Genomic DNA, 10,938 nt, shown 5'->3' on the forward strand with positions numbered 1-10,938 from the left:
CACATACCCGGCGTTAGCTCCGCATGAAGCCTTCGCACTCGCCCTCGGCCCAGGCGAGCGCCTGCTCGATGGTCTCGCCCCGTGCGTAACGCAGCACCAGTTTGGTCAGCGTCGCCTGGGAGTAGATCTGCTGTGCGATCTTCGGCGGCGCCGGCGAGGCCGCGATCGACATCGTCTGGCGGCCATGTGGGTCGGGATAGCTATAGAGCGTGCCCTTCGGCGGCCCTTCCTCGGCCCACGTCTTCAGCTTCGTCATGTTCGCGAAAGCCGGGAGATCGTAGCCGCCGCTCGCCGCGACGAACTTTTCGATCGATGACGGTTGCGACAGATGGGTCAGCAGGCTCTTGGCGGCTTCCTTGTTCTTGCCGAAGGCCCAGACGCCCCAGAAATAGGGCAGGAACGGTGCAAAACGGCCCTTCGGACCGGCCGGCATGCCGTGCGTCCAGCATTGCTCGGCGACTTGTGGTGCGTCGCGTTTGGCAACGGCCCACGAGCTCGGCGGATTCAGGATCAGTGCACCGCGGCCCGAGATCAGCCATTTGTTGTTGGACGCGTCATCCCAGGAGGCCGCATCCGCCGGAAGCACCGCGATCAATTTCTTGTAGAATTCGAGAGCCTGACGCACGGCGTCCGTCTTCACTGTGATGTCGCCCTTGGCGTTGACGAGTTCGGCGCCGAACGACTGGAAGATCGCGCCGGCGGTATCGACGCTGTCGGTGGTCTCGCCGAGTCCGATCCCAAACGGGACGCCGGCCTTGTTGCAGGCTTCGGCGGCCTTGAGAAAGGCGTCCATCGTCCAGTTCTCGTCCTTGGGCACGCCACCGGCCGGATACATCTCCTGAACGTCGATGCCGGCATGCTTCTTCATCAGGTCGATGCGCGAGCAGGGGCCCTTGATCTGGCTGCCGACGGTGGCAGGGACGGCAAGCCATTTGCCGCCGGCCTGGCCGAGATATTTGGTCGTGCCGTTCACCTCGCCATTCTGCTTGATGATCGGCTCCATGATGTCGCTGACCGGCTCGAGCTGGTCCGCGTAGGCGTGCGGCCACCAGGTCGGCATCTGGAGAATGTCGTGACCGGATTTCGCCTGCGCCTCGGCGGCGACGGTCAGTTCGAGCTTCTTGTTGTTGCTGGTGATGTAGTCGATGGAGACCTCGACCTTCTCCTTCGCCGCCCATTCGTTGACGAGATCGGTGGAGGCCTTGTTGGCGCCCGGCACCCAGTGGTCCCAGAAGCCGATCGAGAGCTTGCCGGCGGCGTAGGCGCCCCGGACATAGGGCGCCGTGATCAGCGCCGCGGAGGACATTGCAGTGGCAGCCACAAATTGACGTCGCGTCAGTGTCTTGCGTGACATCTCGTTTCCTCGCTTGGGTGTTTTATTGTTCTGGCGTTTCCTCTGAACTCTTCCGAGTTCTACTTTTGATTTTCTTTTTGAAAGTTTCTTGTTCGACGTTTCTTATTGATGCCGTCGGCTTCGAAGGCAAATTGGTAGCGCGATCAGATCATGATTGATGGCGTCTGTCGAGAAAGCCGAACGGCTTGCGCCTAGAACTAACGTTGTGTCCGGGAACGCGGCAGTGCGCTCGATGGTCGTGCGCGGGCCATGAACCACTGTCGGCCGTTTTGCGACGCACACTTTGCGCCGTCCGCCCGGGCGATACTTGCGCAAATACGCCGCAGTTTCGAATAAGCCTGCATAAGCGCCTCGCGCCAAACACTTTTCGGGCGTGGATAGCATTTGCGGCGGCTAGACCTCGAAGCGGTGAAAACGATAGAGTTGCAACTGGCGAGGGGTTCTCACCCCCAACAGCCCGACAAATCGAGATGGAGACCAGAATGATCAACCCAGCGCCTCCCGCGCGGCTTAACCTGCGACGATGGTTCGCGCTGGGGTCCGTTCTCGTGATGTTGCTCGGCGCAGCCGCGGTGGCGAACGCTCAAGGCCTGGTCAAAGGGGTTCAGGAAGGAGCGGCGGCGGGGAACAAGGCGGCTGGTCCGGTCGGCGGCGTGCTCGGCGGCGCGATCGGCGGTGTGGTCGGTGTCTTCACCGGCGTGCTCGGCGTTGGCAATAATGGCAATCAGGCGCCTGCCGCCAAAGATCCGAGCAAGGACTCGAGCAAGGACGCTGCCAAGGACGCCAAGCAGGGTGCCGGCAAGGACAAGGACGCCAAGAGCGCCAAGTCAGGCAAGGGCGCCAAGGCGAGCAAGGAGGCGAAGAACGCGCCGCAGGACAAGGATGTCACGGTCCTCACCCAGACCGGCGCGCCGCAATTGACCGCCGACCAGATCGTCACCAACAGCGACTCCTACATCGAGCGGATCAAGGCCGAACTGAACCTCACGCCTGACCAGGAGAAGCACTGGTACGGCTTCTCGAGCGCCATGCACTACCTCGGGCATAACGGTGCCGAGCGGCTCAACCTGCGGGTTGCGCGCGCCAAGCGGGATCCGCCCGACGACATCGTCGAGCAGATGCGCAACGAGGCGCAATTCCTGATCGACCGCGCTGCCGACCAGCGCAATGTCGCAGACGCCGCCGAGCCCCTCTATTCGAGCCTCGATGACAAGCAGAAGCAGGTCTTCGTACAGGAGATGGTGCGGCTCAGCCACGAACGAGGACTGGATTGATCAAGTTGAATCGGATCGGGCGCGTTTGAATTAACGGCCCCCGCCACGAATTCGTGAATCCTCTTCGCGATTCGGTTATGATTAGCTTCGGAAGCTGATTGCGGGGTTGATATGGCGGACGGACTCTCCGTTTTCCTGGTCGAAGACGAGACGTTGATCCGGATGATGATGGCGGACATGGTGGAGGAACTCGGCCACCACGTCGCCGCGGAAGCGGACAATGTCCGGGACGCCAGTGCTTTCGCCATGACCGCGCAGTACGATCTTGCGATCCTCGACATTAATCTCAAGGGCGTCTACGTCGATCCGGTCGCCGACCTGATCGAGCGTCGCCGCAAGCCGTTTCTGTTTGCCACGGGCTACGGTCCGGAATTGCTGCCGTCCTTGCTCCGGCGCCGGCCGATCCTGCGCAAGCCGATTTCAATCGATCAGCTCAAGGCGATGATCGATTCGATGTTTCCGGAAGCGGCAGCGAAGAGGCCGCACTGAGACCAAACAAAAATGGCCGCCCGTCAGGGGCGGCCATTTCGCGACGGAATTCGTCGCGGTCTCACATCAGGCCGGCGCCAAGATCGATGCCGCGCGCCATCAGGCCGAACGAGGCGACCAGGCCCGTGCAGCAAAACAGCAAGATGGTCTTGAACGAAGAATCGGCCAAACGCGTTTCGATGGTAGCCGGCATCGCGGCGATCGAAATCATGCTCATGTTCATTCCCCCCTTTGTTGCCCCTGAATTGGATCAGGTAAGAGAACTCCTACAGCAAAAAGTTTGACGCGAGCTTTCGATGGATCGTTAACGAAATCGCAATCGATCCCGCATTTTCGGGCACTGGAGCGCGATCACTCGTTCAGTGGCGCCCGTTCTTCAATACCGTAGCGATGGTATGGGCTGTCATTGCGGCGCGGTCCGAAGCGCGCTGGGCGGCGAGCCGGTCACGCGCCTTTTCCTCGATCAAGAGCTCGATCAAAGCCAGCCGCTTGCCCTCGTCGTCCGCCTCGAGCAGCAGGCGGTGATAGCGGTGATAGTCGAAACCCAAATCCTGCTTACGCATGTCACGCCCCCGCAACTACGCCACACACAAGCCAGGATTGTTTCTCATCCGAGACGTGCGCGCAAGCACGATCCCGCTTCGGGCGCGCGTGCTCGTTAATCAGCTGTGAATTACTCGAACTCGCGCGAACGGAGACGCGCGCCGTTAAGGCTGGTTGTGCTCCGCGAACATCGTCAGGCCGAGGAAACTCGCATCAGGTTTCGTGACCAGCCTGGTCGGGATGTTGCGCAGATAATCCTGGAAGCGTCCTTTGGCTTCGAAACGCGCCCGGAATGCGGAGGCTGCAAGGAACTCGGGAAAGCGCGGCACGATTCCGCCGGCGATATAGACGCCGCCGCGGGCACCGAAGGTCACCGCGAGATTGCCCGCGACCGAGCCGAGGATGGCGCAAAACATCTCCAGCGTCGCGCGGCAGAGCTCGCAACTGCCCTCCAACGCCGCCTTCGTAATGGCGGCGGCATCGCGATGCGGCACCTGAGCGCCTTCCACCTCGGCCAGCGCCTCGTAGAGGCTTTGCAGGCCGGAACCGGACAACGCGCCACGCTCGATGGAGACGTGGCCGAGCCGTCGGCGCATGCACGCGATCACGCGTTCCTCGCGCTCGTCCTCCGCCGGCAAGGTGGCGTGGCCGGCCTCGGTGACGACGGCCAGACGTGAGCCGTGGCGCTCGACCAGGCAGGAAACGCCAAAGCCGGTTCCAGGGCCAACCACCAGCAACGGCTCTCCGGGAAGGCCATCTTGTCCGCCGAGCGGGATCAGGTCGGCGGGCTGCAGGGCGGGGAGGGACCAGGCCACCACTTCGAAATCGTTGAGAACATGGACGCTGTCGAAGCCCAGGGCCGGCTGGAGCTCATTGCCGTCGATGACCCACGGGCTGTTGGTCATGACGCAGCGGTTGTTGGTCACCGGGCCCGCGACGGCCAGCACGGCCCTTGGGGGCGGTTTGCCGTCGGAGTGACGCGCGAGAACATCGGCAATGGCTTCCCGGACGGTCGGAAAGTCTGCCACTTTGACGTAGTCGATCGGTCCGGTCTGGTTGCCCTGACTGAGCGCGAAGCGCGCATTGGTGCCGCCGATATCGGCGAGAAGAATCTGTCCTGTCTTGCCGATGGTCATGTCCATATGGCTGCCGCAGCCCTTTTGGCTGCGGGAACCGCTTCCTCCGCTCTATCCGATCGCAAGTTGCGAACGGCTTATCAGAATCCGTCCCCGGGTGGATCTAGTCAACACGCATGAGCCCAAACCGTTGCATCCCGGGACCGACGGGGGCATTTGCGCAGATGGCCGCACCTGCGGGTGGTTGCGAAGGAGCGCGGGAAGATCGACACTGGAGACGTGCGTTCGGCGCCGGTCGCGCGGGATGGCCTTTAATGGACCTTGCGATGAAGATTTCCGACCGGGACGTGTTGCTGGTCATCGACGTGCAGAACGATTTTTGCACGGGCGGGGCGCTCGCGGTGCCCGGCGGCGAGAAAGTCGTCCCCGCCATCAATCGGATCGCCCAAAAATTCGCCAATGTGGTGCTGACCCAGGACTGGCATCCCCGCGATCATGTCTCCTTTGCGCCGAACCATGCGGGCAAACAGCCGTTCCAGACCATCGTGCTTGACTACGGCGTCCAGGTGCTCTGGCCGAGCCATTGCGTCCAGGGCACGGCGGGCGCTGAATTTCACCGCGATCTCGACGCCGCTCGCGCAAGTCTGGTGGTGCGGAAGGGGTTTCGGCGCGGCATCGATTCCTATTCGGCGCTGTTCGAGAACGACAGGAAGACGCCGACCGGCCTGCTCGGATATTTGCGCGAACGCGAGTTGAACACCGTCTTCGTGGCGGGCCTCGCGTTCGACTTCTGCGTCCGCTTCTCGGCGGAGGATGCGCGCAAGGCGGGGTTCGAGGTCGCGGTCATCGAGGACGCCTGCCGCGGCATCGATCTCGACGGCTCGGTGGCCGCGACCCATCAGAGTTTTCGGGAGCGCGGTATTTCGCTCGTCAGCTTCGAGGCCTTCCTGTGAGGACCGTAAAATAGCCATGGCGGAGAAGACCGGAAAACAGCAGCGCGCACCGGGGCCGGTCCCGGATGACCCGCTGCTGTGGCCGTTCGCAGCGGCTCGGCTTGCCATGGACGCCTGCTTCGGATGGCTCGAGCGCGGCTCGCCGGAGCCGACCGATAGCAGCCTGCCGTGGACCACGCCCAACTCCGTCGCGCTGGAGCTTGCGACCATGCGCCTGCGCGATTGCACGCGGATGGGGTCCGGCCAGCCGGCGCTGGTCTGCGCGCCCTATGCGCTGCACCGGGCCCTGATCGCCGACTTCGCCCCCGGCCACAGCGTGGTGCAATCCCTGCAAAATGGCGGCATCGACCGGGTCTATCTTACCGACTGGCGCTCGGCCGCACCCGACATGCGCTATCTCTCGATTGACAGCTATCTTGGCGATCTCAACGTCGCCATCGACGAGATCGGCGCGCCGGTCGATCTCGTCGGCCTGTGCCAGGGTGGCTGGCTGTCGCTGCTCTACGCGGCGCGCTTTCCCGCCAAGGTGCGGCGGCTGGTGCTGGCAGGCGCGCCCGTCGACCTCTCGATCGACTCCAGGCTGTCGCAGCTCGCCCGCAACGCGCCGGAGATGGTCTACGACCAGCTCGTCGCGCGCGGCGGCGGCAATGTCAGCGGCGAGGAGATGCTGCGTGTTTGGTCGAAGGCGCCGAGCCGCGACGATATCGCGACGGCGCTGCAGAGCGACCTCTCCGGCGAGGAGGGTGCGGCGCTGCTGGCACGGTTCGAGCGCTGGAACGCCGAGCCTCTCAATCTGCCCGGCACCTATTATCTCGAGATCGTCAATTGGATTTTCCGGGAGAACCGGATCGCGCGCGGCCAGTTCACGGCACTCGGCCGCGTGATTGATCTGAAGGACGTCAAGGCGCCGGTCTTTCTTTTGGCCGGGCTCGATGACGACGTCGTGCCGGCTTCGCAGGCGCTCGCCACCGCCGGCTTGCTCGGCACCCCACCGGCCTTCATTGCGGCGACCTCCGAGCCCACCAACCATCTTGGCCTGTTCATGGGCGCGCGGACCCACGCCCATGCCTGGCTCCGGATCGCCGAGTGGCTGCACGACGACTTGCCCGGCGCGCTGGCGCGCAGAGCCTGACACTGCCCCCAAAGGGTCGCGGCGCCGGGCAGCGAAGCTGCAAATCCGTTATGCATGCCGTTGAATGGCCTGCACGGGGCCATGTCGATGGGTTAAATGGAGTCCAGAGCTGGCGGAGGCCGGCCGCGACGAGACAAAGGGACTGTGCTCGATGAGTTTCCACTCGATCTATGCCCACGGATTTGCGCGCGTGGCGGCCTGCGTCACCACCTCTTATGTGGCTGACCCCACCGCAAACGCGGCTGCGGTTCTGGCGGCGGCGAAGGACTGCCACGCGCAGTCGGTGGCGGTTGCCGTGTTTCCCGAGCTGTGCCTGTCCGGCTATGCGATCGAAGATCTCGTGAAGCAGGACCCGCTGCTCGATGCAGTCGAGCGCGGGCTCGTGGCCATCGTCGAGGCATCCTCGTCCCTGATGACCGTTTTGATCGTCGGCGCGCCGCTGCGCTTCGGCAATCGGATCTACAATTGCGCGGTCGTCATCCATCGCGGCAAAGTCCTCGGCGTCGTACCCAAGAGCTACCTGCCGACGTATCGCGAATTCTACGAGGGACGGCATTTCGCCTCCGGCGCCGGCATCGTCGGAGAGATGGTCGCCTTTGCCGGGCTGCATGCCCCGTTCGGCGTCGACCTCCTGTTTGCGGCCGAGGACGTTCCGGGCCTGACCATCGGCGTCGAGATCTGCGAGGATATGTGGATCCCGGTGACGCCAGCCTCCGAGCTCGCGCTCGCGGGCGCCAGCGTGCTGATCAATCTCTCGGGCAGCCCGATCACGATCGGTCGCGCCCGCTCGCGCGCGCTCTTGTGCCAATCGACTTCGGCGCGCTGTCTCGCAGCCTACGTCTATTCCGCGGCGGGGGCAGGGGAATCGACCACCGATCTTGCCTGGGACGGCCAGACCTCGATCTACGAAAACGGCGTGCTGCTGGCCGAGGGCGAGCGGTTCCGGCAGGGCGGCCAGATCACGCTGGCTGATGTCGATCTGGACCTGCTCAGGCAGGAACGCGCGCTGATGGGAACGTTCGACGACAATCGCCGGCAGCGCGAGGGTTTCTTCCGGAAAGTCGGCTTCGCCCTGAAGCCGCCGGCCGCCGATATCGGCTTCCTGCGCAAGGTCGAGCGCTTTCCGTTCGTGCCAAGCGACGAGAGCCTGCTCGAGCAGGACTGCTATGAGGCCTACAACATTCAAGTCGCCGGCCTCGTCCAGCGCATGCGCGCCACCGGCACCAAGCGAGTCGTCATCGGCGTCTCGGGCGGCCTCGATTCCACCCATGCCCTGATCGTCGCCGCCAAGGCCGTCGATCTTCTTGGCCTGCCGCGCGAGAACATTCTCGCCTACACCATGCCCGGCTTTGCCACCGGCAGCGAGAGCAAGACCAATGCGCTGGCGCTGATGACGGCGTTGAAGACGAGTTGGCAGGAGCTCGACATTCGCACCACGGCGACGCAGATGCTCAAGGACATCGGTCATCCCTTCGGCAAGGGCGAGAAGGTCTACGACGTCACATTCGAGAACGTGCAGGCGGGCCTGCGCACGGACTACCTTTTCCGGCTAGCCAACCATCATGGTGGCATCGTCATCGGGACCGGCGATCTCTCCGAGCTCGCGCTGGGCTGGTGCACCTACGGCGTCGGCGATCAGATGGCGCACTATAACGTCAACGCGGGGGTGCCGAAGACGCTGATCCAGCATGTGATCCGCTGGGTGATTGCCTCCAAGCAGTTCAGCGACGACGTCAATCGGACGCTTGGCTCGATCCTGGTTGCTGAAATCTCGCCCGAACTGGTTCCGGTCGAGCCCGGCGAGAAGCCGCAGAGCACGGAAGCCTCCGTCGGTCCCTACGAGCTTCAGGATTTCAACCTGTTCTACACGCTGCGGTTCGGCGTGCGGCCGTCGAAGATCGCGTTCATGGCGCTGCAGGCCTGGAAGGACGTTGCCCAGGGCGAATGGCCGCCGGCGTTCCCGACCGATAGGCGCAAGGCCTATGATCTCAAGGAGATCCGCCGCTGGCTGGAGGTGTTCTTGCGCCGCTTCTTCGCTTTCAGCCAGTTCAAGCGCTCGGCGATGCCGAACGGACCCAAGGTTTCGGCCGGCGGCTCATTGTCGCCGCGGGGCGACTGGCGTGCGCCGTCGGATTCGAGCGCGGCGGCGTGGCTTGAAGATCTCGAACGGAATGTGCCGAACTGATCGGGAGGTGAGCGATGTCGGCCGGCGATGGGCCCGGGCAGGGCGGCAACCCAAAGAAGGTCCTCAACGGCCTTTACATCTTTGAGATTGAGATGCGCGACGGCAAGCGCGGCCAGGCCAAAGGCGTCGTCGTGCTCTGCGATGGCCGTATCATGGGCGGCGACAGCTATTTCTATTACACCGGCAGCTACACGTTCCGGAACGGGAAATGGCGCGGCGATATGACCGTCAATCAGCACACCGAGGCCGTTGGCAAGCCGCTCGCGTTCGGTGGCAGGGAAGTGACCTGCGGCTTTTCAGGCGACTATTCCGCCGACGGCGCCGAAGTCGAAGGCATGGCGCTGGTTGGCAAGACCAGCGTGACATTCACGGCGCGGCTAACGCTGAAGGACCCGATGTGAGACCCGCCTGAAATGTGAGACCCGCGTGATCGGCCCTCGTTCCTGGTCAGGAACCTTCGCACCCATAGAACGTTCGCGTCTGTTGTTGCGAATTTCCGAGGAGAGGGACCATGCGCAAGCACTTGATGTTATCGACCGCAGCTATCGGACTGATGCTTGCTTCCGGCATCGCCTACGCCCAGGCGCCCGGTGAGCGAAGGGACGAGCCGAGGCGGACCGAGGAGCCAGCGAAAGGCGCTGCGCCGCAGCGCGGCGGCGCCCAAGAGCACGTTCAAGAGCGTGTTCAGGAGCGCGCGCAGGGCGCCCAGGAGAGATCGCAGGGCGCCGGCCGGGAGGAGAAGGGCGGCGCTGCCAGGCAGGACGCGAGTGACGACAAGCGCCAGCCGGCCAGTTCTGCCGAGCGCAACCAGCCGAAGTCGAAAGATCAGGCCCAGGAATCCCGGGAGCCTTCGCGCGATCGCAACCGCGACGCCGAGAACACCAAGCCGGGACGCGACAGCAAGAGCAGCGCCGAGACGAAGCAGGATAAGTCCGCGCCGCAGAAATCAACGGCGGAGTCCGAGAAGTCCAAGTCCGGCTCGACTGGCCAGCAGAACGAGCGCCCGGGCACGGCGGCCAACCAGAACGAGCGCAACCAGACCCAGCCGCCGCGCAATGCGGCCGAGCAGCAGCCGCCGGCGCAGCAGAACAACCGACCGGCCACCGCGACCGACACGAACCGGACGGCCCCGACCAACAATGCGCAGACCGCGCCTGCCACCTCGGGCACGCAGACCAATCAAGCCAATCAGACGACTCAGACCAACACGCAGGTCAATCAGCAGACCCAGGTGACGTCCGAGAAGCAGGTGCGGATCTCCGAAACGGTGAGCCGCGCACGCCTGGCGGAGCCGGAGCGTAATCTGAACATCTCGATCCGGGTCGGCGAGACCATTCCCTCGCGCGTGCGCCTTCACAGGCTTCCGCCCGAGATCGTCGCGATCGAGCCCGAGTATCGAGACTACGAATATTTCGCGACGGGCGACGACGTCGTCATTGTGGAGCCGCGGACCCATCGCATCGTCAGCCAGGTGCCTCGCGATCCGTCGCGAGCCCGCGCCCAAATGAGCGGGGGCACCTCATCAAGCATGGCGGCCGCCGGGGGCAGTAATGTGAACTGCCAGATCATGCGGCGTGACGCGTCGGGCAATGTGGCCCAGGCAGAACCCTCGACCGTAGGCTCGACCGCGCGAACCGATTCCCTGAGCGTGACTGTCCAGATGCCCGGCGGCGGCTCGTCCGCGCCGATCGCCCTCGGTGCTCCCGCGGGTAACATCGTGGTGGCGACGCAAGGGCAGGGCGACTGCACGGTGACGATCGAGCCGCAGACGCGTTAAGAAACGCCCACAAAACGACTTCGCGCCGCACGGCTGATCAAGCCGGCGGCGCGAATCACGTTCAATCTTGAAAGTCCCGAGGTCCGGAGTGCCTAGGAGTCCGGACCTCGTAACCTTGCCCCAGCCTTTGATCCCCCCGCCCCATGTGGTCCCCC

11 protein-coding genes are annotated in these 10,938 nt (G+C 64.0%); 7 read left to right on the top strand and 4 right to left on the bottom strand.

Going from position 1 to position 10,938, the window contains the following annotated elements; all coding sequences use genetic code 11:
• Positions 1 to 13: 13 nt before the first annotated feature.
• Positions 14 to 1,354, bottom strand: coding sequence for an ABC transporter substrate-binding protein (locus tag AC0L3P_RS03850; protein WP_473301013.1), 1,341 nt, complete (start codon positions 1,352 to 1,354; stop codon positions 14 to 16).
• Positions 1,355 to 1,836: 482 nt separating this feature from the next.
• Here AC0L3P_RS03850 and AC0L3P_RS03855 point away from each other — a divergent pair, with 482 nt between their 5' ends.
• Positions 1,837 to 2,628, top strand: a complete 792-nt coding sequence (locus AC0L3P_RS03855) for a Spy/CpxP family protein refolding chaperone (protein ID WP_354210013.1) — start codon at positions 1,837 to 1,839, stop codon at positions 2,626 to 2,628.
• Between the two features lie 111 nt (positions 2,629 to 2,739).
• Entirely contained in the window at positions 2,740 to 3,117 is a 378-nt protein-coding gene (locus AC0L3P_RS03860) for a response regulator (protein ID WP_473301014.1), read from the top strand.
• 61 nt (positions 3,118 to 3,178) lie between these two features.
• On the opposite strand, the gene AC0L3P_RS03865 is transcribed toward AC0L3P_RS03860, so the two are convergent.
• From AC0L3P_RS03865 to glk, 3 genes are all read right to left on the bottom strand, one after another.
• Positions 3,179 to 3,334, bottom strand: coding sequence for a hypothetical protein (locus tag AC0L3P_RS03865; protein WP_007590942.1), 156 nt, complete (start codon positions 3,332 to 3,334; stop codon positions 3,179 to 3,181).
• Between the two features lie 142 nt (positions 3,335 to 3,476).
• Positions 3,477 to 3,680 carry a hypothetical protein gene (locus AC0L3P_RS03870; protein WP_018457896.1) on the bottom strand — a complete coding sequence of 68 codons (204 nt, stop codon included), beginning with the start codon at positions 3,678 to 3,680 and terminating at the stop codon, positions 3,477 to 3,479.
• Between the two features lie 144 nt (positions 3,681 to 3,824).
• Entirely contained in the window at positions 3,825 to 4,796 is a 972-nt protein-coding gene (gene glk / locus AC0L3P_RS03875; protein WP_473301026.1) for a glucokinase, read from the bottom strand.
• A 254-nt stretch (positions 4,797 to 5,050) separates the two neighbouring features.
• On the opposite strand from glk, the gene pncA reads away from it, so the two are divergent.
• From pncA to AC0L3P_RS03900, 5 genes are all read left to right on the top strand, one after another.
• On the top strand, positions 5,051 to 5,689 hold the full coding sequence (gene pncA / locus AC0L3P_RS03880) for a bifunctional nicotinamidase/pyrazinamidase (RefSeq protein ID WP_354210011.1): 639 nt from the start codon (positions 5,051 to 5,053) through the stop codon (positions 5,687 to 5,689).
• Positions 5,690 to 5,705: 16 nt separating this feature from the next.
• A complete protein-coding gene (locus tag AC0L3P_RS03885) occupies positions 5,706 to 6,821 on the top strand; it encodes an alpha/beta fold hydrolase (protein WP_473301015.1) in 1,116 nt (371 codons plus the stop codon).
• A gap of 151 nt (positions 6,822 to 6,972) precedes the next feature.
• The gene (locus tag AC0L3P_RS03890) at positions 6,973 to 9,006 is read left to right on the top strand and encodes an NAD(+) synthase (RefSeq protein WP_473301016.1); all 2,034 of its coding nucleotides are present in this window, start codon (positions 6,973 to 6,975) and stop codon (positions 9,004 to 9,006) included.
• Between the two features lie 14 nt (positions 9,007 to 9,020).
• Entirely contained in the window at positions 9,021 to 9,407 is a 387-nt protein-coding gene (locus AC0L3P_RS03895) for a GrlR family regulatory protein (RefSeq protein ID WP_473301017.1), read from the top strand.
• 110 nt (positions 9,408 to 9,517) lie between these two features.
• Positions 9,518 to 10,783 (top strand): DUF1236 domain-containing protein, encoded by a 1,266-nt coding sequence (locus tag AC0L3P_RS03900; protein WP_473301018.1) that lies wholly within the window; start codon positions 9,518 to 9,520, stop codon positions 10,781 to 10,783.
• Positions 10,784 to 10,938 lie beyond the last annotated feature (155 nt).

The sequence above is a fragment of the Bradyrhizobium sp. WSM4874 genome (assembly GCF_055811835.1).